Source organism: Plantactinospora sp. CA-290183 (assembly GCF_050936375.1).
Lineage (GTDB): Bacteria > Actinomycetota > Actinomycetes > Mycobacteriales > Micromonosporaceae > Plantactinospora.
This window is the reverse complement of sequence record NZ_JBNJMX010000001.1, coordinates 181,317-202,630: the sequence shown is the minus strand read 5'-3', so window position 1 is coordinate 202,630 and position 21,314 is coordinate 181,317. Positions and strand designations below refer to the sequence as shown.

The window sequence follows — 21,314 nt, the reverse complement described above, 5'->3', positions numbered from 1 at the left end:
TGGACGAGTCCCGGCCGGTACCGGCTCCACCGGACGCCACGCACGACCGCCGATGTCCGGAGGAACCGGGCAGTCGGTCCACCGGCCACGCCACGTCACGACTCAATCCTGCACCGCCGCCCGCCGGGCCGCCGCGGGATCCAGCGCGGCACCGTCCGGCACCAACGCCACCAGACTCGCCGCGATCCGGACCGGCTTGACGTTGCCGTACCCCAGGGTCGCCAGCACCTGGGTGTTCATCACGGGATGACGCCGGCCCAGGTCGGTGATGATGGAGAGGGCGCCACCACTCGCCCCCGGCGCCGCGGCGGCCTCGACCACCGCGCCCCGGCCGGGGGTCACCAGCACGTGGTCGGCCAGCCCGCCCCCCTGCGGCGAGCGGGCGGTGGTGCCGGCGACACCGGACAGGTCCGGCAGGCTCGCCCCGGTCCTGACCTCGCGTACGCCACCGTTCTCGGCGGCGTCGGCACAGACCACGTTCCCCTCGGCGGTGGCCAGGTCGGGGATGCTCTCCGGCGCCGCGGCCTCGTCGTCGGGCACCGGCGACGCCACCTTGTCGATGGCCGCGTACCGCGCCAGGGTCATCTCGGTGGGATCGTCCTGCCGCAGGTCGGCGAGCAACAGGCTGGCCTGCAACTCGGTGATGTTCGCCAGACCGTCGCGCCGGGCGACAACGTACTGGCCACCGCCGCCGCCGACCCGCTCGACCAGGAACACCTCACCGATCTCGGCCCCCTGCACCGCCTCGGACGGCTCCCCCTGGTCGGCGATCGGGATACGGGCCAGGTCGGCCCCGGCGGGCAGCGCGTTGAGCAGCGCCGGCGCCACTGCCACCGGCCGGGCACTGTTCCAGGTCAACGCGTTGAGCACCAGTGTCCGGTCCCGGATCAGATGCCGCCGGTTCTGCCAGATCAGATAGAGGCTCTGGTCCGGGTGCTGGGCGAGCAGTCCCTGTTCGCCCAGCGCCCGTCCGCCGTCGGCCTTCTCGCCGATCAGCAGGGCGGACTGGGCCGGCTGCGGGCCGCTGCCCGCGCGGGGGGCGGAGCAGACCGTCCACGGGTCGGCGTTGAGCCGGTTCGCCGGGGCCAGCGACTCCGGGGCGTCGGGGATGCCGAGCGGTACGCCGCGCGGCGCGCCCTCCAGCGACTTGCGGGACACCGACACCGTCTTGGGCTGCGGGTTGTCGACGATCAGCAGCGCGGACGCGTAGTTGAGGACGAGGTGCAGCTTCTCCTCGTAGTAGACGTACTGCGCGCCGGACTCCTTCTCGACGATCACCACCTTCGGGTCTTTCCACTTGGTGGCACCACCGCCGACGAACAGCCCGTACACGACGGAGCCGCCGATCAGGATCAGGGCGATCAGCACGCTGGCCAGCGTGGCGCCGGCCGCCCGCCGGAACGGCGACTGCGCGGGATCGGTCTCCCGCTGCACGAGTGCGCCCACCACCCGCTGGACCATGAACTGGTACGAATGCAACTGGTCCTGCCGCGATGGCATACGGGCCCCCTTCCCGGTTGGTCCGGCCCATACGATAGGCCCCTGAGCGAATCGCGGGGGGCGGGCCTACGGCGGCGCCCATCCAGGGGAGGCTATCGCGGTGACCGTAACTGCGGCGGACAACACGACCCGGTCCGGCGGGACCGGCAGCCGGCTCGACTGGTCGGCGCCGGCGCCACTGCCGGCATCGTCCACTCCGTCCCGTTCCGGCCTGCGCGGGGTCCGGGCGGGCCAGATCGTGCTGGCCCAGGTGGCGGTGGCACTGGTCCTCGCGGCGACCGGGCAGGGTCCACTGGCGCTGGTCGGCGCGGTGCTGCTCGCGATCGGGCTGGTGGTGCTCTCCTGGCTGCGCCTGCGCAGGCGCTGGGCCTTCGAGTGGATCGGCATCGGCCTGCGCTACTCCGGTCGCCGCCGCACGTCGCCCGCCAACGCCACCCCGGAGGCCCTGCTCGACCTGGTGAACCCGGGCGCCACCGTGCTGCCGACCGACCTGGCCGGCGACGCGGCGTCGCTGATCAGCGACGCCTACGGGCTGACCGCCGTACTCGAACTGGGTGACCAGGTCGGCATGCTGACGGACGCACCGCAGTCGCTGCTCTCGCCGGCCGCCCTGCTGCCGGCGGCGAGCGCGGAGACCCCGCCGATGCGCATCCAGCTGCTGCTGACCGGTGCCCCCGCTCCCACGCTCAACGCCGGCGGCGGCACGCCGGCCACCTCCTACCGGCAGCTCACCGACGGCCGGTTGCTCGGCTACGAGCGGGCGCTGCTCGCCGTCCGGGTGCTGCGCGCCGACGGCTGGTCCGATGAGGACCTTCGCCGCGCCCTCTCCAGCGCCGTCCGGAAGGTGCGCCGGCGGCTCGCCCCGGTGCCGACGCGGGCGCTGGGCGAACGCGCCGCACTCGGCGTACTGGCGGAGACGGCCCACCACGACGGCGTCCAGCCGGGCCGCGAGAGCTGGGGCGGCGTGCAGTTCGGCGGGTTGCTGCAGGCGAGCTTCCGGCTGCGCCGCTGGCCCGACCTGCGTACGGAGACCGGCCGGCGCTTCGTGCCCCGGCTGCTGGCGTTGCCGGCCACCGCGACCACCGTCTCGGTCAGCGCGGGACCGTGGCGGGGCGCCAACACCGACAGCATCGGGGTGGACGTGACCGTACGCCTCGCCGCCAACGGTCCCCAGGCACTGTCGGCGGCGGTACAGGCCCTGCGGCGACTGCTCGCCGCCGAGCACGCCCACGTACGCCGGATGGACGGCGAGCAGCTCGACGGCCTCGCCACCACCCTGCCGCTGGGCATCCTCGGCGCCGGCCCGACCGCGCCGACGCCGGCCACCGTGCTGCCGGTGTCGTCCGTGGACTCGCTGGACCTGCCGATCGGTTCGGCCGGTCTGATGATCGGCGCCAACCGGCACGGCTCGGCGGTGGTCGCCCGGCTGTTCCGCGCCGAGACGACCCGGGTGGTGCTGATCGGTGGCGTCCGCGCGGCGCAGCTCGTCGCGCTGCGGGCGATGGCCCTCGGCGCGCGGATCGTGGTGCAGACCGCCCGGCCGCGCGCCTGGGAGCCCTTCGTCCGGGGCGCCAGCGCGCCGGGCGAGACGATCGCGGTCATCCCACCGGGACGGCCGGTCGGCGGCCCGCCCGGCACCCAGCTGCACCCGCTGCTGGTCGTGGTCGACGTCGGGCCGGTGGCGGCCGACACCCAGCCCGGTCCGGGCTGGCAGGCCAGCCTGGTGGTACGCGACGAGCTGGCCGCCGTCGACGTGGACGTGGTCTCCCGGGCCGACCTGGTGGTGTTGCAGCCGCTGCGCCCCAACGAGGCCCAGCTCGCCGGGATGGCGCTCGGGCTGGGTGACTCGGCCGAGTGGCTGACCCGGATCCGGGAGGACATGGTCGGGGTGATCAACCGGCGGGTCCTGCGCTGGGCGCTGCTCTCGGCCACCCCGATCGAGTCGCAGCTCATCGGCCCACCCGGCCGCTACTGACCGACGAGCACGGCCGCGCACCCGGGCCGGCGAACACAGGCGCCACCCCAGCCGGCGAGCACGGCCGCTCACCCGGGGCCGGCGAGCGAGGCCGGTCGCCCGGCGGGCCGGGATCTCCGGGGCGGCCGAGGGCTGGGCACCAACCGGACGTTCTGGCACGATCCCCCGCATGGGTTTCCTGAAGGGCATTCTGGTCCGGCTGGTCTGCACGGCGCTGGCCTTCTGGCTCGCGACGCTGCTCATCCCCGGCATCACCCTGGCCACCGACTCGCCGGGCGAGGCGGTGACCACCCTGGTCCTGGTCGCCGCGATCTTCGGGCTGGTCAACGCGGTGCTCCAGCCGATCATCAAGACGGTCGGCTGCGGGCTGTACCTGGTGACGCTGGGTCTGATCGCGCTGGTGGTCAACGCGCTGCTCTTCCTGCTCACCGGCTGGATCGCCGAGCAACTGGAGCTGCCGTTCCTCCTCGACGGGTTCTGGCCGGCGGCGGTGCTCGGCGCGCTCCTCGTCGGCGTGGTCACCTGGCTGCTGGGCCTGGTCCTGGACCGGGACTGAGCGGCGGACCCCGGGCCGGGACCGGGCCGACCCAGGGCCGACCGGAACGCGGGGGCGATCCACTTCCCGGGAATTGGCCCCGGGCGGACGGCGGGTCCGCGGATAACGTCACGGGGTGCTAGTCATCACGCGATTCGACGGCTACCTGCTGTCCAGCGATCCCCGGCGGCTGGATGTGGACCGGGTGCACCACTGGCTCTCCACCGACGCGTACTGGGCGCTCGGGCGCTCCCGTGAGCTGATGCGGCGGGCCATCGAGGGCTCCTCGGTCTACGGGGTGTACCGGCCGGGCGACGAGGACCAGGTGGCGTTCGCCCGGGTCGTGACCGACGGGGCAACCTTCGCCTGGCTCTGTGACGTCTACGTCGATCCGGCGGAGCGGGGACGGGGGCTGGCCCGCTGGATGGTCGCGGCCATCCGTGACGACCTGACCGGCCGGGGCGTACGCCGGCTGCTGCTCGCCACCTGGGACGCGCACCCGGTGTACGCGACGGCCGGTTTCACCCCGCTGGCCGTACCGGCCAACTGGATGGAGCTGGACCTGCGGGAACTTCCGGTGACACCGCTCACGGGAAAGGGGTCTGACCCGGGCGGGCACCTTACGGTGGAGACATGAGCCAGGTGCGGCGCGGATACCTCTACGGGCTCGGCGCGTACACGCTGTGGGGTTTCTTCCCGCTCTACATCAAGCTGCTCCGCCCGGCCGGCCCGATCGAGATCCTGGCCCACCGGGTGCTCTGGTCGGTCGTCTTCGTCGCCCTCGTGCTCGCCGTGGCCCGCAACTGGACGTTCCTCCGGGGGCTGCGCCGCCGGCCGGCCGCGCTGGCCGGCATCGTCCTCGCCGCCGCCCTGATCGCGGTCAACTGGGGCACCTACATCTACGGCGTCAACTCCGACCGGGTAATCGAAACGTCGCTGGGTTACTTCATCAACCCGCTCGGCGTGGTGCTGCTGGGCGTCACCGTGCTGCACGAGCGGCTGCGCGCCGCGCAGTGGGTGGCGCTCGGCATCGGCGGCCTGGCCGTGGCGGTGCTGGCCGTCGACTACGGCCGGCTGCCGTACATCGCGCTCACCCTGGCGGTGAGCTTCGGCGGGTACAGCCTGGTGAAGAAGCAGCTCGGCCTGCCGGCCGCGGAGGGCATGTTCGTCGAGTCCGCGGTGCTGGCGCTGCCGGCGCTCGGCTATCTCGGCTGGCTCGTCTGGCGGGGCGACTCGACCTTCGGGCAGGTCTCGGTCGGCCACACCCTGCTGCTGGCGCTGGCCGGTGCGGCGACCGCCATCCCGCTGATGCTCTTCGCCGGGGCGGCCAACCGGCTCTCGCTGACCGCGCTGGGGATGTTGCAGTACCTCGCGCCGATCCTGCAGTTCGGCTTCGGCGTACTCGTCTTCCACGAGCCGATGCCGCCGGCGCGGCTGGCCGGGTTCGCGCTGGTCTGGCTGGCCCTGGTGGTCTTCACGGTGGACGCGATCCGCAACGTCCGCCGGTCCCGGGCCGCCGCGCTGCTCGCCGCCACCCCGGAGCCGGCCGCCGCCACCGCCGCCCGCTGACCGCAGCCGGCCGGGCTCAGCCACCGACGGCGGGTCCGTCCGGCTCCGGCCCGGTCTCGGCGGTACGCCCCGCCGCCGGTGGGCGGGCGGCACCGGTGCCCGGATCGATCTCCGAGGAGGGCGGCACGTTCGGTTCGGGCGCCCCCGGCACGGTGGGCCCGAAGCGCCACAGGTGCCCCAGGTTGTGCCGACGTACCGTCATCTCCTCGGCGACGTTCATCGCGACGGTCAGCGCGAGCAGCACCAGGACCACCACCAGGGCCGGGAGCAGCACCCCGAAGGGCAGGAAGGCCAGGCAGGCACTCCGTCACGATACGTGAGAGATTGACTCCGGTACGTCAGGCACGCCGCTCCGGCGGCCGATCGCGCCGGCCGCCTCGTCGTACAGCTCCTCCAGCAGGGCGGTCTGCTTCCGCAGGTCGAAGTGGGCCGCCACGTGCCGTCGCGCCTGGTCGCCGAGCCGGGTCCGCAGCGCGTCGTCGGTCAGCAACTGCCGGATGTGCCGGGCCAGCGCCGCCCGGTCGCCCTCCGCGCCGAGCAGCCCGGTCTCGCCGTGCACCACCCCTTCCGGGATGCCGCTGTGCCGGGTCGAGACCGTCGGTAGGCCGAGGCTGGCCGCCTCCAGGATGGTGGTCGGCAACCCCTCGGAGTCCCCGTCGGACGCCGTCTTGGAGGGGGAGACGAAGATCCGCGACTCGGCCATGCTCCGCCGCACGACCGCCGGCTCCTGTACACCCAGGAACGTCGCGTCCAGGCCCAGCGCCGCGGCCCGCTCCCGCATCGGCGCCTCCAGCGGCCCGGTACCGATGAAGAGGAGCCGTGGCCGGGGTTGCCCCAGCGTGCCGACCGCCTCGACGAGGTCGTCGATCCCCTTCTTCTCCACGAAGCGGCCGACGAAGAGGACGTCCCAGCGCTTCGGCGTCGGCGCCGGGGCGGGCGGGACCGTCACCCCGATGTGGTGCACGCGCACCTTGGCCGGATCCGCGCCGAGCGCGATCGCCTGCTGCCGGATGAACTCGGAGACCGCGATGACGAGCGTCGCCCGCTCGAAGGCGGTACGCAGGTTCCGTCGGTAACGGATGCCACGGATGCCGGCCGCCTTCGGTTCCCGCGTCACGTCGTACCCGTGCAGGGTGATCACCAGTGGGACGCCGAGCCGCTCGGCCGCGCGGCTGACGAGCCACCCGTCGCCGCCGAAATGCGCGTGGACGACGGCCGGGCGCAATTGCGTCAGGAGCCGGACGAGTGCCGTCGACCGGCCGGTCAACCGGTGCCGGAGAAAGGCGAGCCGGCCCCGCGCGCCGTCGGGATAGGCGATGACGTCGGAGTCCAGGGCGAGAAACGACTCGGTCTTGGTGGCGCCCACAAAGGACGGCCGCCACCGGGTGAGCGCGTCGCCCTGATTACGGATGAACGTCTCGGACGCGAGCAGAAGTGCACTGCGCCAGATCACGACCGCCCTACCGTCGGACATCGCGGCATTTCATCGGTGGTTCGATCCTTTCGACGACCCGGCGCCGGCCCCGGCCACCCCGGCAGCGGAGCGACCTGCCCCGGCCGGCGTACCCGGGCGGCCGGCGGTGCGGCGTGGCCGCCTCAGGACCCGGTCCCGCAGACTACGCCGCAACCCCGGCGGGATCAGCCAGATCTGCGCGAACGTCAGGTAGTCGAGCGCACCCGGCCGGCCGTGCTGTCGGACCTCGCGCAGCACCGTCCGGCACACCCGCAGGCTGCGGGTCGGCGCCGCCATCGAGCTGATCACGCTCGTGCCGAGCGCCGCGTACGCCCGGGGCGTCATCAGCGGCCGGCTCCGCCGGAACCACTCCAACTGCTCCTGCCAGGAGGTGTCGAATGTGACCCTCGGCCGGTCCTCGTCCTGGTGCCAGAGCACCAGCGGCTCGGCGGAGATGATCAGGTCGACGTCGTCGTGGCTGAGCGCCCGCAGGGTCCAGTCGAGTTCCTGCAACCGGCGCAGCCCGACGGTGAACGGGACCCGGCGCAGCAGCTCGGTCGGGGCCATGATCGTGGAGGTCTGAATGAAGCCGTCGCCGTGGAACAGGCCACGTCGGACCGTCAGGTACTCGCTCAGCGGCTCGTCGGCGTCCGGCAGCCGGCGCGGTATGACGAACTCGGCGCGCGGCGTGCGGTTGATCAGGCGGGTGGCGATGATCGGCATCCGGACCCGGGCGCCGTGCGCCAGGTCGAGCTGCACCGCCAGCTTGTCGGGCAGCCACTCGTCGTCGTCGTCGAGCAGTGCGGTCCAGTCGGCGCGCGCCTCGCGGACGCCGACGTTGCGGGCGTTCGGCGCCCCGCCCTTCTCCGGCAGCACCACCACGCGCAGCCGGGCGTCGTCGATCGCCGCCAGCGCCGCGCTGGTCGCCTCGTCCGGTCCGTCGACCACGACGATGACCTCGATGTCGTCGACGGTCTGCGCCAGGGCGCTCCGTACGGCCCGGGTCACCAGGTCCGGCCGGGAATGGGTGGGAATCACCACGCTGACGTCAGGTGAATAGGACATGAAGACCTGCTAACTCAGTCGTGAAGACGAGGCTGTCCTGCCGGAGGCGCATCGGCGGAAAGACTATTAGCCGAGCGGGACTCGCGGGTTAATTCAGGGCGGCGAATACCCGTACAACAAGGAAGCGGCAGCCTGCCGGAGGGTGTCCGGAGGTTTCGGTCCGAAAGTGGCGCACACCATTGCCGTACACTCGCCGGGAATCGAACGAACCCCGGTCGAAAAAGTCGGAGAACCGAATCTCGATGAGTACGCCCGACGTCAGCGTGGTGGTGCCGGTCTACAACACCATGCCGTACCTGACCCGGTGCCTGACCTCGCTGGTCGAGCAGACCATCGGCCTGCACCGGATGCAGGTCGTCGCGGTGGACGACGGCTCGACCGACCGCAGCGGTGAGGAGCTGGACCGGTTCGCCGCGCGCTATCCGGGCGTCTTCACCGTCATCCACCAGGCCAACTCGGGTGGTCCCGCGGGCCCCTGCAACCGGGGGCTGGACGCCGCCACCGGCCGGTACGTCTTCTTCGTCGGCGCCGACGACCACCTGGGCCGGGAGGCGCTGGACCGGCTGGTCGGCGCGGCCGACGACTACGGCTCGGACGTGGTCCTGGGCAAGGTGGTCGGGGTCAACAGCCGCCACATCTACCAGGACATCTTCGCGCGCAACGAGATCGACGTCGACCTCTTCGACTCGCCACTGCCCCGGTCGCTGGCCAACACCAAGCTGTTCCGCCGGGAGATGCTCCAGCGGCACGGCATCCGCTACCCGGAGGACCTGCCGATCGGCAGCGACCTGCCGTTCACCCTGGAGGCGTGCTACCGGGCGAGGCGCATCTCGGTGCTGGCCGACTACGAGTTCTACTACGCCGTACGGCGGTTCAGCGCCACCAACATCACCTACCTGAGCCGGCACGTGGAGCGGCTGCGCACCGTCGAGGCGAACCTGGCGTTCGTGGCGAAGCTGATCGAGCCCGGCAAGCACCGGGACGCGGTGTTGCTGCGCCGCTTCGACCACGAGGTGGCCAAGCTCGTCGAGGACGACCTGCTCCACCTCGACCGGGAGACCCAGCGGCTCGTGCACGAGGGCGTCGGCCGGCTGGTGGCCGACCACCTCAGCGCCGACATCGCCGCCCAGTTGAACGCCGAGACCCGCATCCGGCTGGCGCTGACCCGCGACGGCGCCCTCGACGACCTCCTCGCCGCGATCCGGCAGGACGCGGAGACCGGGGTGCCGGCGACGGTGGTGGAGGGCGGCCGGCGGTACGCGGGCTACCCGGGCTTCCGCGCCCCCGGGCGGCACCTGCCGGACTCCTGCTTCGAGGTGACCGGCGCGCCGGACTGGGCGGCGAAACTCGACGCCACCGCGCTGGCCTGGGAGACCGACGAGCGGGGTGAGCGGGTGCTGAGCATTACCGCGCACACGCCGGTGCCGGACCTCGCCGCGCTGGGCGTCGACCCGCTCACCGTGAGCGCGGAGGAGATCCCCGCCGACGTGCTGGTCGTCGCGCAGGGCACGGCCGGCACCACCGTACGGATCAGGTTCCGGGCCGCGGACCTGCTCGCCGGCAGCGACGCGACCGGCCAGCGCCGGGCGGTCTCGGCCCAGCCGGGTCCGTTCGACCCGGCCCGTGCGGTCGGTGCCGGCAACGCCACCGGCGCGGCGGGCGCCGCCGCGCTCCGGGCGCCGGGGCTGCACCGGCCGGTCCCGCTGATGCGCCGGCGCGGCGCCCGGCTCTACGTGCTCGTCCCGACCCGGGACGAGTCCGGCCGGCTGATGATCTCGGTGGTGCCGGTCACCCCGAACCGGGTCACCGCCCGGCTGCGCGGGATGCTCCGCCGCCGCTAGCGCGGCCTGGCGGGGAGGGTGGCCGCCGTTCGCAAGGTTGTCACCCGGAACCGGTGCGCGCGGCCAGCCCGTCGAGCAGGTACGTCAGCCCGCGCCGGAAGGTGTCGTCCCAGTCCCGGTCGTCGAGGTGGCCGCTGGCGACCAGGGCGGGATAGCGGTCCGCCTGGGCGGCCAGATGCTCCCGGGCCGCTGGTCCGGAGTCCGTGTCCTCCGGTCGCGCCGACGCGAGCGTGACCGCCGAGCCGATCACGTAGTTGGCCAGCCCGTGGGTCGCGGCGCCGAGGTCCGGCTCCACCAGTCCGCTCCGGCGCAGCGCCGAGACCAGGAACTCGGTCCGGGCCAGCACGTTCGGGCCGAGCATCGGCCGGCCCAGCAGCGCCGCCGACCAGGGGTGACGCAGCATCGCGGCCCGCCAGCCGAGGAGCAGCGTCTCGACGTCCGCGCGCCAGTCCCCGGCTGACCCGGCCTCCCCGGTCGGCAGCTCCACCTCGCCGAAGATGTGGTCCAGCGCCAGGTCGAGCACGTCGTCCTTGGTGGCGACGTGCCAGTAGAGCGTGGTCGAACCGGCGTCGAGCCGCTCGGCCAGCCGCCGCATGGTCAGCCCGGTGACCCCCTCGGCGTCGAGCAGTTCCACCGCCGCCGCGACGATCCGGTCCCGGCTCAGCGGCGGGCCGGTGCGGGCGGGACGTCCGGGCCGGAGCCATACGCCTGACATGGGACGGAGTCTAGTATGACGATCGGGCTCTAGAACGTTGTTCTAGTATCCGGTACGTTGTTCTAGAGCCCGGAGGTCGCGATGGCACACATCGAGGTCAAGCACCTGAGCTATCTGCTCCCGGACGGGCGCCCGCTCCTCGACGACGTCTCGTTCCGGGTCGGCGAGGGCGCCACCGCCGCCCTGGTCGGGCCGAACGGCGCCGGCAAGACCACCCTGCTGCGCCTGATCGCCGGGGACCTGGCGCCCTCGGGCGGCGAGATCGTCAGCACGGGTGGGCTCGGGGTGATGCGCCAGTTCATCGGTTCGGTCCGCGATCACCGCACCGTCGGCGACCTGCTGCTCTCGGTGGCGCCGGAGCGGATCCGGCGGGCCGCAGCCGCGCTGGCGCGGGCGGAACGCGCCCTCGGTGTCCAGGACGACGAGCCGACCCAGCTCGGCTACGCGCACGCGGTCACCGAGTACGTCGAGGCCGGCGGCTACGACCTGGCGGTGGTCTGGGACGCGGTGACCACTGCCGCCCTGGGTGTGCCGTACGACCGGGCGGCCGGCCGGGGCGTCAACTGCCTCTCCGGGGGCGAGCAGAAACGCCTGGTCCTGGAGGCGCTGCTGCGCGGGCCGGACCGGGTGCTGTTGCTCGACGAACCCGACAACTACCTCGACGTACCGGGCAAGCAGTGGTTGGAACGCCAGCTCGCGGCGGGCACCAAGACCGTGCTGCTGGTCTCGCACGACCGACAGCTCCTCGCCGGGGCAGCCGACCGGATCGTCACGGTCGAGGACCGCCAGGTCTGGGTGCACGGCTCCGGCTTCGCCAGCTATCCGGCCGCCCGGCGGGACCGGATCGACCGGCTGGACGAGCGCCGGCGGCAGTGGGACGAGGAGCGCGCCCGGCTCCGTCACCTGGTGCACACCGCCCGGCAGGGCGCCGCCCGCAACGACGCGCTCGCCTCGGCGTACCGGGCGGCGCAGAGTCGGCTGGCCCGGTTCGAGGCGGCCGGACCACCCACCCGGCCGCCGAAGGAGCAGAACGTGCGGGTCCGGCTGCGCGGTGGGCGTACCGGAAAACAGGCGCTGATCTGCCGCGAGCTGGAGCTGACCGGCCTGATGCGACCATTCGACCTGGAGGTCTGGTACGGCGAGCGGGTCGCCGTGCTCGGCTCGAACGGCTCGGGCAAGTCCCAGTTCCTCAGGCTGCTGGCCGAGGCCGGCACGCCGGCGGAGCAGCGCACCGTGCCGCACCGGGGCGAGGTGCGGCTCGGCGCCCGCGTCCTACCCGGGCTCTTCACCCAGACCCACGCCCGCCCGGACCTGCACGACCGCACCCCGGCCGAGATCCTGATCCGCGACCATGCGCTGGTCCGGGACGACGCGATGGCCGCCCTGGCCCGCTACGAGATCGCACCCGCGCACAGCCAGCCGTTCCAGACCCTCTCCGGTGGCCAGCAGGCCCGGTTGCAGATCCTGCTCCTCGAACTCGCCGGGGCCACCCTGCTGCTGCTGGACGAACCGACCGACAACCTCGACCTGGCCAGCGCCGACGCCCTGCAACGCGGCCTGGCGGAGTTCGCCGGCACCGTGCTCACGGTGACCCATGACCGCTGGTTCGCCGCGCACACCGACCGGTATCTGCTCTTCTCCGCCGACGGACAGGTCCGGGAGACCGACGAGCCGGTCTGGACGGAGGGCCGGGTGGCACGGCCCCGCTGACCCGCGGCGGCCGGGACCGGGGGCGGCCGAGGGCGGGGCGGCGGCGCTGAAGTGATGTCGCGATCGAGCGTGATGCCTCTGGGTCATATGTATGTCTCAGAGGCATCACCCTCGATCGGCAACCCGGTCCGTCGGGGCGACGAGCAGGAGAGATCATCCAGAGCGGAGCCTTGACATCACTGCGCGTAACCCGATGAGGGTCTGGATTGGACCAATCAGGCTCATCCGGCGGATAGGGGGACGCGGTGCTGAAGGACCGGGGATCGACCGTACCCAGACGGCAGCTCGGCCGGTATCTCAAGCTGGCCCGGGAGGAGGCCGGGATCAGCCTGGAACCGCGGCGCGGACCCTGGAGTGGTCGCGGGCCCGGATGTACCGGATCGAGCGGGGCGAAACCGTCGTGCGCAGCCATGACGTCGAGGCGATGTGCCGGCTCTACGGCGTCTCGGACCAGATGAGCGACGTGCTGTTCAGCCTCGCCCGGGCGTCCAAGGCGACCGGCTGGTGGCGATCGTCGAGGAGTCGGTGCTGCGCCGGCCGATCGCCGACGAGGACGCCTGGCTGGCCCAGCTCGCCCACCTGGCGAACGTCAACCGGCTCCCCTCGGTCAGCGTCCGGGTGCTGCCCACGGCGGCGGGGCTGAACTGGGCCGCGAACGCACCCTCGTTCAACATCTTCGAGTTTCCGGCGGTCGGCACCCGACCGCCGGAGCCGACCACCATCTACAGCGAGAACATGACCGGGGCGATCTACCTGGACAAGCCGGCCGAACTCGCGGCCTACCATGAGATATGGCGGCGGCTCGATGAGCTGGCGCTGGGCCAGGAGGCGTCGGAGGATCTGATCGGCGCCATCATCCGGGAGAGGGTCGATGACTGAGCTGACCGGCGGGACGTGGCGGAAGAGCAGCCGCAGTGGCGAGGGCGACTGCGTCGAGGTGGCCGCCGACCTGCCCGACGCGGTCGGGGTACGGGACAGCAAGGACCCGGCCGGGCCGGCGCTGCTCTTCACCTCCGCCGCGTGGCGGGCCTTCCTCGCCACCCCGCCCGGGCGGTAGACCGGGGCCGCTTCCGCGAGCTGCCCGGCCGCTTCCACGAGCTGCCCGGCCGCTTCCACGAGCTGCCGGGCCGCGTTTGCGAGCTGCCGGGCCGCGTTTGCGAGCTGCCGGGCCGCGCTTGCGAGCTGCCGGGCGGTCAGGAGCCGTCGCGGGCCGGTTGGTCCCGCCACGGCACCGGCTGCGGGATCCGCTGCCACCACCACCGCGCCGGGTCCGTCGACACGGCCGACGCGTCACCCAGCTCCGCCGCCAACGCCGCGCCCTCGTCGTCCTCGGTCAGCGTCACGAACCGCTGGTCGATCTCGCCGAGCGCCACCGCGAACGGCACCCGCACCGGCTCGGGCAACGTCTGACCCGCCCGGACCAGCTCGTCACGCAGTGCCATACCGTCCCGGTAGTACTCCGCCGGGTACCACCCGTCCGGCGGCCATCCGGCCGCGAGCCGGGCCACCATGCCCTCCCAGGCGCCGAGCCGGTTGTGGGCGAGCCACGTCGCCTTCTCCACGTCGGATACGCCCGGCGCGCTCACGCTCGCCGGCAACCAGGGCCGCAACAGCGCCGCAACCCCGTCGCTGATCGGCGTGGGCATGGGGTGTTCGTGGATCACCTCCGGTATCGCGGCCAGCGGCAGGCCGGGCAACGCCGCCACCGGGTGCTCGACCGCGTCGATCCGGTACACCGGCTCCTCGTCCGGGCCGTCGTCGTAGATCCGAGCCCGGGTGCGACGACCGTCCGGGCCGACCAGCCAGTACGCGCTCGGCCGCGACTCCTCGCCCGGGTAGGCCACCACCGTCCGCAGGTGCTGGGCCAGCCCCGTCGCGAGGTCAGACTCGGCCGGCTGCGGGGCGATCGCCTCGGTGAGGTAGATGTCCAGGTGCCAGTGCAGCTCACCGAGGCGGGGCGAGACAGTGCAGATGACGGGGGCCGACCAGTTACGGTCGGTCTCGTCCTCGTCGCCGATGTCGACCGCCTCGACCGGCAGCGACAGCAGCGCGGCCAACGCCGCCACGAGCCGGTCCCGGCGCAGTTCGCCGTAGATCAGGAGGTAGTAGGTCACGGCTCGTACGTCCCGTCGTAAATTTCCTTCGCCTTCGCGACCGCATCCGGGTTGTTCACGAAGCGCGGGTGCATGGTCAATTGTTGCGCCTGCGAAAGGTCACCGCCGGCCTTGGCGATCTCCTTGAGTGCCGCGTACTCGTTGCCGGTCAGCTTTGCCATGCCTTCACCGGAGACCGGGAAGACGGTCCCGGACGACTCGACCCCGTACGAGCGGCCGTTGACGTGGTACTGCTGCCTCTCCGTGTCCCAGGTCGCGTTCCCGGCGGCGATCTGCGCGACGTCGTCCCGCGCCACGTTCTCGTAGCCGCGCAGGTACACGGTGCTGGGGTCCTTGACCGCACCGCTGCGCGCACCGGACACGGTGTGCCGCGGATGGGGCATCCGGAGTTCCCTGCCCCGCGCCGGACCGGGCACGTCGTCCCCGCCCCGGAAGGACTGCCGGCCGCGCCCGCTCCCGGAACCGGTCCCGGACGACTGGCCGCCACCACCCTGGCGGCCCCGCCGCGCGACCTCCCCGACGTCGTCCTGGGCCCTGGCCACGTTCGCCGGCACGCCACCGGAACGACCACGCTGCCGCGGGACGTTCCCGCCGTCGCCGCTTCCGCCGTCGCCGTCGCCACCCCGTGGCTTTCCCGTCATGGTCGCCCTTCAGCCGATCGGATCGGTCGTACCACCTGCCAGCGGCCGGCGGTCACCAGGCTTCGACGTGCTGGCCGGCCGCAGTCTATGCATACGCGACCAGCCCGGCCACGCCGCCGGCAGCCGCGCTCACCGCCCGTCCGCGACGACGCCCCGGCCGCGATCATGGTCATTGAGCCACCAACCTACGATGAGCCGAGGCGTCGACGGGAGGTGGGAACGTGGCGATCGGCATGCAGCCCGGCGGGGGCGGCATCCTGGACCCCGACGGGGCCATGGAGCACCTGTCGGCGTGGAAGGGACAGATCGACCGGCTGGCGGCGGACACCAGGGCGATGAGCGACCGCCTCGACCAGTTGCGGGTGACCGCGACCGACGACAACGGACTGGCCCAGGTCACCATCGACCACACCGGCGCCCTGGTCGACCTGCGGCTCACCCCCCGGATCCAGCGGGTCGCGCCCGAGGCCGTGTCCAGGGCGATCATGAACACGATCCAGGGGGCCCGGAAGAAGGCGGCCGACCGCGCACGGGAGATCATCGCGGAGACCGTGGGCGTCGACTCCCCGGCGGCCCGGACCATCGCGGAGCGGGTCGACCAGCAGCTCCGTGGCGTCGAGCGCGGGACCGTGCAGACCGACCGCGATCCGTACCGGTGGTGAGGGAAGCGTGAGCAACGGCTACGACGTCGAGGTGGGGCAGATCCGGTCGCACGCCGGGAACCTCGAGGACCTGGCGGAGCGCTTCGGCGCGGTCAAGGGCGCCAGCGCACACATCACCCAGAACGACGCCGCGTACGGGCAGTTGTGCGGCTGGATCTCCGGGCTGCTGGAGGGCCGGCACGTCCGGCAGGACGAGCTGATCGCCTACGTCGCCGAGAACCTCTCGCTGGCCGCCGGCAACCTGCGCGCCGCCGCCGACAACTACGAGAACACCGACCTGCGGGCCGCCGACGCGTTCGACCGGCTCCGCGGACGTTCCCCGGACGGTCTGGCGCGATGACCGACACGTCGCTCGTCGCCGGGGTCACCTCCACCCGGGAGGCCTGGACCGGCGCCTCGCTCGCCGACGGCGTGGAGGATCTGGTCGACGCCATCCGCAGCGAGGGATGGGTCGACGACCTGCTGGCCGGTGGGACGTTCGCCCTGGACGTCGTCGCCAGCGCCCTGGACCCGTTCAGCGCGCTGCTGGCCAACGGGCTCGGCTGGGCGATGGAGTACTTCGAGCCGTTGCGCTCGATCCTCGACGACCTCGCCGGCATGCCGGACGTGGTCGCCTCACACGCGGCCACCTGGGAGAACATGGCCGGCGAGTTGCAGCGCATGTCCGCGGATCTGCAATCGCGCGTCACCGGAGACCTGGCCGGCTGGCGGGGTGACGCCGCCGAGGCGTACCGGAGCATGATGGCCTGCAACGTCGATGCCCTCGGCGGGCTCGGCGGGATCTCGACGGCGATGGCGGCGGCCACCCAGGCGGCGGGAAACCTGGTGGCGTTCACCCGGGACATCGTGCGCGACCTCATCGCCGACCTGGTGGCCCGGGTGATCGTGTGGGCCGTCGAGGCGATCTTCGTCGTGACGATCCCGGTGGTCGCCGCGCAGATCACGGCGGCGGTCGTCAAGTGGGCCGCCCGCATCGTCACCTACATCGGCGCCCTGGTCACCAGCCTGACCAACCTTGCCCGGCTGCTCGGTTAGCCGGCCGGGTAGACCCGGGTCTCGGCGGCCTTGACGGCGGCCCACAGCGGTTGGCCCGGTGCCAGCCGGAGCTGCGCGGCGGCGGCCGGGGTGACGTCGGCGGCCACCCCGATCGGGCCGGTGAGCTGCACCCGCAGGTTGTCACCGTGCCGCTGGATGCCGCTGATCGTGGCCGGCCAGCTGTTGCGGGGGCTGCCGTCGGGGCGGCCCGGATGCAACGCCACGGCCGAGGGCGGGAACGCGACGAAGACGTCCCCGCGCAACGGCTCGGCGACGGTGACGGCGAAACCGTCGGCGAGCAGGACCCGGCGGCCGTCGGCCCGCCCCCGGTAGAGGTTGAGCCCGACGAGCCGGGCCACGTAGTCGGTACGGGGCTGCGCGGTGATGGTCGCGGCGTCGCCCGCCTGCACGACCCGGCCGTGCTCGACGATGACCAGCCGGTCGGCCAGCACGAGGGCGTCCAGCGGATCGTGGGTGACCAGCAGCGTGGCCCCGGCATGTGCGGCGAGGTGGTGCTGGAGCTGGACCCGGGTGTCCAGCCGGGTCCGGGCGTCCAGCGCGGCGAGCGGCTCGTCCAGCAGCAGCAGCGCCGGGTCGACCGCCAGGGCGCGGGCCAGCGCGACCCGTTGGGCCTGACCGCCGGAGAGCTGCCGTGGTTTGCGGCGGGCGTGTTCCGCCAGCCCCATCCGGTCCAGCCAGCCGGCGGCCCGCTCCCGGGCCCGCCGCCGGTCCAGCCCCTGCCGGCGGGGACCGAACGCCACGTTGTCCAGCACGCTGAGGTGGGGGAAGAGCAGGTAGTCCTGGAACACCACGCCGATCGGCCGCCGTTCGGCGGGCGTCCACACTCGATGGCCGGGCCGGTCGAGATCCCGGCCGGCCAGGGTGAGATGCCCGGCGGAGAGCGGAATCAGCCCGGCCAGGGTACGCAGTGCGGTCGTCTTGCCGGCACCGTTCGGCCCGAGCAGCGCGACGACCTCGCCCGGGTCGATCACCAGCGGCAGGTCGAGCCGGAACGTGCCCCGCTCCACCAGCAGGTGGGCGTCGAGCAGCGGGCCGCCGACCCCGGCCCCGGCGCCGGCCACGGACAGGTCGGCGGTCACGAGTTGCCGATCCAGCGGTCGCGGAGGCTGGCGAGGATCACCACGGAGACGGTGAGCAGGATCAGGCTGAGCACGATCGCCGCCTCCAGATCGGTCTCCAGCGCCAGGTAGACGGCGAGCGGCATGGTCTGGGTACGCCCCGGGAAGTTGCCGGCGAAGGTGATCGTCGCGCCGAACTCGCCCAGCGCGCGGGCCCAGCAGAGCACCGCCCCGGCGGCGATTCCGGGCGCCACGAGCGGCAGCGTGACGTGGGTGAAGGTGGTCCACCGGCCGGCGCCGAGGGTGGCGGCGGCCTCCTCGTAGCGGGTGTCCGCACCGCGCAGCGCCCCCTCCACCGCGATGATCAGGAAGGGCATCGCCACGAACGCCTCGGCGAGCACCACACCGGCGGTGGTGAACGGCAGGGTGACCCCGAAGGTCGCGTCGAGCCAGGAGCCGAGCAGCCCCCGGCGGCCGAAGACCAGCAGCAGGGCGACCCCGCCGACCACCGGGGGCAGCACCAGCGGGACGGTGACCAGGGCCCGTACGAGTCGGCGGCCAGGGAACTCGACCCGGGCCAGCAGCCAGGCCAGCGGTACGCCGAGGACCAGGCAGAGCAGGGTGGCGAGGCTGGCGGTCTGCAGCGACAGCCGCAGCGCGGTGAGCACACCCGGCTCGGCGAGCCGCTGTGGCAGCGTCGTCCACGGTGTACGGGCCAGCAGCCCGACCAGCGGCAGCACCAGGAAAAGCAGCCCGAGGCCGGCGGGCACCAGCAGCGCGACCGGCGGCCGGCTGGTGCCGCCACGTCGCCGGGTGGTTCGTCCGGGCGACCGGGGCACCGTCACGGGGTCTGGAAACCGGCCGATGTGAGCACGCTCCGGCCTGCGTCGGAGAACACGTAGCCGACGAAGGCCCGCGCGGCGGCGGGGTTGGGCGCGTCGCGCAGCACCACGATCGGATAGTCGTTGACCGCCCCGGCCGACTCGGGGAACTCGATCCCGTCCACGTCGGCCGCGGCGGCTTTCGCGTCGGTCCGGTAGACCAGTGCGGCGTCCACCTCGCCCAGCCGCACCTTGGCCAGGGCCGCCTTGACGTCCTGCTCCAGGGTGACGGGGCTGAGGGGCACCTTCGCGGTGTCGAGGGCCCGCTTGGCCGCCGCCCCGCAGGGCACCTGCTCGGCGCAGAGCGCGACCTTGACCCCGGGCCGGGCCAGGTCGGCGAGGCCGGCCACCCGGTCCGGATTCCCCTTCGGTACGGCGATGACGAGCTGGTTGCGGACGAAGGCCCTCGGGCTGCCGTCGGCGTTGCCGGCGTCGGTGACGGTGGTCATGTTCGCCGGTGCGGCGGCGGCGAAGACGTCCGCCGGGGCGCCCTGGTTGATCTGGTTGGCCAACGCGGAGCTGCCGGCGAAGCTGAACGTCACCTTCACCCCGGGGTTGGCCGCCTCGAAGTCCCTGCCGAGCTGGGTGAAGGACTCGGTCAGCGACGCGGCGGCGAACACCGTGACGGTGCCGGTGACACCCGGGCCGCCGCTGCCCGACCGAGGGCCGGAGGCGTCGTCGCCACAGCCGGCCGGCCCCAGCACGGCCAGCGCGGCGAGCGCGGCCAGGGTGAGGCGCTTCCGTCCTGCGGTCACGAGCCGGTCCTCCCTCTGCTTCCGGTGGTCGCCGCCGGCTTCTCCACCACAACGGTCGTCGACTTGATCACCGCGATCGCCACCGAGCCCACCCGCAGGTCGAGTTCGTCGACCGCCTCCCGGCTCATCAGCGACACCACCCGGAACGGGCCGGCCTGGATGTCCACCTGGGCCATCACGGTGTCCTTGACCACGGCGGTGACGATGCCGCGCAGTCGGTTGCGCGCCGAGGAGGCGTCCGAGCCGTCCTCCGGCTGGGACGCCTGCGCCCGCAGGAAGGCGGCCAGATCCGTCCCGTCGATGACCCGGTGTCCCTGCCCGTCCCGACCGGCGGCCAGCCGACCCGCGTCGATCCACCGGCGCATCGTGTCCGGGCTGACCCCGACCAGCTCCGCCGCCTCACCGATCCGAAACACCGTCACGTCGGTCACGATAGCTGCCGCAAATGCAGCATGGAAGCCGTCGATCGGGCTGCATCGGCGGCGATATTCCCTTTTGTGGCTGGCAACTGCATGATTGAGTCATGGCTGACGGACCGTTGCCCGTACCGACGGGGCAGACCCTGACCGGGGCGCAGGCCCGCCGGTGGACGCTGGTCCTCGACCACCTCGTCGGCGCCCTGCCGGCCGGGGCGCCGTCCGTGCTGGTCGACGGCGCACAACCGCACGCGGCCACGGTCGCCGACCGCCTCGCCGAAGCCCTGCGGAGCATCGGTCGCCCCTGCACCCGGCTCTCCGACCGGGCGCCGCTGGCCGACGAGGACAACTGGCACGCCGCCCGTACGCCCGACACCGTCGCCCTGGCCGACGGCGCCCGCTGGCGCGCGCACCCGCCGGGCGGCGACTGGGACGTGGTGATCTGGTTGCGCACCCGACCCGGGGGCGGCGGGCGCGACGACGGCGCCGACATCGTCATCGACCTGCACCACCCGGCCTGGCCGGTGCTCCGCCACGTCGCCGACCGGCTCGCGCCGCCCGACCAGTGGTACGTCAGCGAGTCCCAGGCGTTCTTCGCGGTCCGCGCCGCCACCTGGGACACCCGGTTCGGCGACGACCTGCCGGCGTACGCGTCGGCGGTCGCCGCCGCGAACCTGCCCGCCGGCGGCGTCGTCGTCGACGTCGGCTGCGGCACCGGCCGCGCGCTGCCCGCGCTCCGCGACGCCGTCGGCCCGGACGGCACGGTGCTCGGCCTCGACCTCACCCCGGAGATGCTGGACGCCGCCCACGGGCACGCCGCACGGGCGGCCGCGACCCTGCTCCTGGGCAACGTCCGGCAACTGCCCCTCGCCGACTCCGCCGTCGACGCGGTCTTCGCCGCCGGGCTGCTCAGCCACCTGCCCGACGCCGAGGAGGCCCTCCGTGAACTGGCCCGGATCACCCGCCCCGGCGGCCGGCTGGTGCTGTTCCACCCCGCCGGCCGGGCCGCCCTCGCCGCCCGGCACGGCCGCGCCCTACGGCCCGACGAGCCCCTCAGCGAGGCACCGCTGCGCCACTCGACCGCGCGGACCGGATGGCGGCTGACCGGTTACGACGACGCGGCACACCGGTTCCTCGCCCTGGCGACCCGGTACGGACCTGACACCGCGCCCCCGCCACTCGACTAGCACCCGCAGCGACAACCGCAGCCAGCGACGGCGGCCGCGCCAGGCCGGGAACGGACCGCGACGACGACCGGCCGGACAGCGGTCCTCCGATCGGGCTCGGTCGACGGGGCCGGCGGGCTGCGTCGAAGCCGAGGACACCGGCCGCGCGGGGTCTGTCGTTCTCCGGAGCTACGCTCGGGGT

23 protein-coding genes and 1 pseudogene are annotated in these 21,314 nt (G+C 73.3%); 13 read left to right on the top strand and 11 right to left on the bottom strand.

The window, feature by feature from the left end; genetic code table 11:
* Nucleotides 1-102 precede the first annotated feature (102 nt).
* The gene (eccB, locus tag ACQEUR_RS00965; protein ID WP_433024038.1) at nt 103-1,500 is read right to left on the bottom strand and encodes a type VII secretion protein EccB; all 1,398 of its coding nucleotides are present in this window, start codon (nt 1,498-1,500) and stop codon (nt 103-105) included.
* A 100-nt stretch (nt 1,501-1,600) separates the two neighbouring features.
* On the opposite strand from eccB, the gene eccE reads away from it, so the two are divergent.
* The 4 genes from eccE to rarD all read left to right on the top strand — a co-directional run bounded on the left by eccE (nt 1,601) and on the right by rarD (nt 5,579).
* The gene (gene eccE, locus ACQEUR_RS00960) at nt 1,601-3,475 is read left to right on the top strand and encodes a type VII secretion protein EccE (protein ID WP_433024036.1); all 1,875 of its coding nucleotides are present in this window, start codon (nt 1,601-1,603) and stop codon (nt 3,473-3,475) included.
* Between the two features lie 169 nt (nt 3,476-3,644).
* A complete protein-coding gene (locus ACQEUR_RS00955) occupies nt 3,645-4,031 on the top strand; it encodes a phage holin family protein (RefSeq protein WP_433024034.1) in 387 nt (128 codons plus the stop codon).
* A gap of 115 nt (nt 4,032-4,146) precedes the next feature.
* Nucleotides 4,147-4,647 carry a GNAT family N-acetyltransferase gene (locus ACQEUR_RS00950; protein ID WP_433024032.1) on the top strand — a complete coding sequence of 167 codons (501 nt, stop codon included), beginning with the start codon at nt 4,147-4,149 and terminating at the stop codon, nt 4,645-4,647.
* Nucleotides 4,644-5,579 (top strand): EamA family transporter RarD, encoded by a 936-nt coding sequence (gene rarD / locus ACQEUR_RS00945; RefSeq protein WP_433024030.1) that lies wholly within the window; start codon nt 4,644-4,646, stop codon nt 5,577-5,579. The genes ACQEUR_RS00950 and rarD overlap by 4 nt, the downstream gene beginning before the upstream one ends.
* A gap of 16 nt (nt 5,580-5,595) precedes the next feature.
* Here the strand turns inward: rarD and ACQEUR_RS00940 are convergent, their stop codons facing one another.
* From ACQEUR_RS00940 to ACQEUR_RS00930, 3 genes are read right to left on the bottom strand one after another with little or no spacing between them, the layout of a single operon-like run.
* Entirely contained in the window at nt 5,596-5,853 is a 258-nt protein-coding gene (locus ACQEUR_RS00940; protein WP_433024028.1) for a hypothetical protein, read from the bottom strand.
* Between the two features lie 33 nt (nt 5,854-5,886).
* Nucleotides 5,887-7,053, bottom strand: a complete 1,167-nt coding sequence (locus tag ACQEUR_RS00935; protein ID WP_433024026.1) for a glycosyltransferase — start codon at nt 7,051-7,053, stop codon at nt 5,887-5,889.
* Nucleotides 7,054-7,062: 9 nt separating this feature from the next.
* Complete coding sequence (locus ACQEUR_RS00930; RefSeq protein WP_433024024.1) at nt 7,063-8,097, bottom strand: glycosyltransferase family 2 protein; 1,035 nt, start codon at nt 8,095-8,097, stop codon at nt 7,063-7,065.
* 242 nt (nt 8,098-8,339) lie between these two features.
* Between ACQEUR_RS00930 and ACQEUR_RS00925 the strand changes: the two genes are divergently transcribed.
* A complete protein-coding gene (locus tag ACQEUR_RS00925; protein ID WP_433024022.1) occupies nt 8,340-9,938 on the top strand; it encodes a glycosyltransferase family 2 protein in 1,599 nt (532 codons plus the stop codon).
* 40 nt (nt 9,939-9,978) lie between these two features.
* Here the strand turns inward: ACQEUR_RS00925 and ACQEUR_RS00920 are convergent, their stop codons facing one another.
* Nucleotides 9,979-10,653 (bottom strand): TetR/AcrR family transcriptional regulator, encoded by a 675-nt coding sequence (locus ACQEUR_RS00920; protein WP_433024020.1) that lies wholly within the window; start codon nt 10,651-10,653, stop codon nt 9,979-9,981.
* An 81-nt stretch (nt 10,654-10,734) separates the two neighbouring features.
* On the opposite strand from ACQEUR_RS00920, the gene ACQEUR_RS00915 reads away from it, so the two are divergent.
* The 4 genes and pseudogenes from ACQEUR_RS00915 (at nt 10,735) to ACQEUR_RS00900 (ending at nt 13,420) form a co-directional block, all read left to right on the top strand.
* A complete protein-coding gene (locus tag ACQEUR_RS00915) occupies nt 10,735-12,363 on the top strand; it encodes an ABC-F family ATP-binding cassette domain-containing protein (RefSeq protein WP_433024018.1) in 1,629 nt (542 codons plus the stop codon).
* A gap of 91 nt (nt 12,364-12,454) precedes the next feature.
* Nucleotides 12,455-12,763 (top strand): annotated as a pseudogene (locus tag ACQEUR_RS00910) (hypothetical protein); the annotation flags it as partial.
* Between the two features lie 104 nt (nt 12,764-12,867).
* Nucleotides 12,868-13,242, top strand: a complete 375-nt coding sequence (locus ACQEUR_RS00905) for a Scr1 family TA system antitoxin-like transcriptional regulator (RefSeq protein ID WP_433024016.1) — start codon at nt 12,868-12,870, stop codon at nt 13,240-13,242.
* On the top strand, nt 13,235-13,420 hold the full coding sequence (locus ACQEUR_RS00900; RefSeq protein WP_433024014.1) for a DUF397 domain-containing protein: 186 nt from the start codon (nt 13,235-13,237) through the stop codon (nt 13,418-13,420). Before ACQEUR_RS00905 ends, ACQEUR_RS00900 begins: the two co-directional genes overlap by 8 nt.
* A 136-nt stretch (nt 13,421-13,556) precedes the next feature.
* Here ACQEUR_RS00900 and ACQEUR_RS00895 read toward each other — a convergent pair whose 3' ends face one another.
* A complete protein-coding gene (locus tag ACQEUR_RS00895) occupies nt 13,557-14,477 on the bottom strand; it encodes a hypothetical protein (protein ID WP_433024012.1) in 921 nt (306 codons plus the stop codon).
* On the bottom strand, nt 14,474-15,118 hold the full coding sequence (locus ACQEUR_RS00890) for a hypothetical protein (RefSeq protein ID WP_433024010.1): 645 nt from the start codon (nt 15,116-15,118) through the stop codon (nt 14,474-14,476). The genes ACQEUR_RS00895 and ACQEUR_RS00890 overlap by 4 nt, the downstream gene beginning before the upstream one ends.
* Nucleotides 15,119-15,339: 221 nt before the next feature.
* Here ACQEUR_RS00890 and ACQEUR_RS00885 point away from each other — a divergent pair, with 221 nt between their 5' ends.
* From ACQEUR_RS00885 to ACQEUR_RS00875, 3 genes are read left to right on the top strand one after another with little or no spacing between them, the layout of a single operon-like run.
* Nucleotides 15,340-15,780, top strand: coding sequence for a YbaB/EbfC family nucleoid-associated protein (locus ACQEUR_RS00885; RefSeq protein WP_433024008.1), 441 nt, complete (start codon nt 15,340-15,342; stop codon nt 15,778-15,780).
* Nucleotides 15,781-15,787: 7 nt separating this feature from the next.
* Nucleotides 15,788-16,120: a type VII secretion target gene (locus tag ACQEUR_RS00880; protein WP_433024006.1), complete on the top strand. Its 333-nt coding sequence runs from the start codon at nt 15,788-15,790 to the stop codon at nt 16,118-16,120.
* The gene (locus ACQEUR_RS00875; protein WP_433024004.1) at nt 16,117-16,815 is read left to right on the top strand and encodes a WXG100 family type VII secretion target; all 699 of its coding nucleotides are present in this window, start codon (nt 16,117-16,119) and stop codon (nt 16,813-16,815) included. The genes ACQEUR_RS00880 and ACQEUR_RS00875 overlap by 4 nt, the downstream gene beginning before the upstream one ends.
* Here ACQEUR_RS00875 and ACQEUR_RS00870 read toward each other — a convergent pair.
* The 4 genes from ACQEUR_RS00870 to ACQEUR_RS00855 are packed head-to-tail and all read right to left on the bottom strand — an operon-like array spanning nt 16,812 to nt 19,952.
* On the bottom strand, nt 16,812-17,915 hold the full coding sequence (locus ACQEUR_RS00870) for an ABC transporter ATP-binding protein (RefSeq protein WP_433024002.1): 1,104 nt from the start codon (nt 17,913-17,915) through the stop codon (nt 16,812-16,814). The genes ACQEUR_RS00875 and ACQEUR_RS00870 overlap by 4 nt on opposite strands.
* On the bottom strand, nt 17,912-18,739 hold the full coding sequence (locus tag ACQEUR_RS00865; RefSeq protein ID WP_433024000.1) for an ABC transporter permease: 828 nt from the start codon (nt 18,737-18,739) through the stop codon (nt 17,912-17,914). The genes ACQEUR_RS00870 and ACQEUR_RS00865 overlap by 4 nt, the downstream gene beginning before the upstream one ends.
* Nucleotides 18,736-19,530: a molybdate ABC transporter substrate-binding protein gene (gene modA / locus ACQEUR_RS00860; protein ID WP_433023998.1), complete on the bottom strand. Its 795-nt coding sequence runs from the start codon at nt 19,528-19,530 to the stop codon at nt 18,736-18,738. The genes ACQEUR_RS00865 and modA overlap by 4 nt, the downstream gene beginning before the upstream one ends.
* Entirely contained in the window at nt 19,527-19,952 is a 426-nt protein-coding gene (locus ACQEUR_RS00855) for a TOBE domain-containing protein (RefSeq protein ID WP_433023996.1), read from the bottom strand. Before ACQEUR_RS00855 ends, modA begins: the two co-directional genes overlap by 4 nt.
* Before the next feature lie 101 nt (nt 19,953-20,053).
* On the opposite strand from ACQEUR_RS00855, the gene ACQEUR_RS00850 reads away from it, so the two are divergent.
* Nucleotides 20,054-21,133, top strand: coding sequence for a class I SAM-dependent methyltransferase (locus ACQEUR_RS00850; RefSeq protein WP_433023994.1), 1,080 nt, complete (start codon nt 20,054-20,056; stop codon nt 21,131-21,133).
* Nucleotides 21,134-21,314 lie beyond the last annotated feature (181 nt).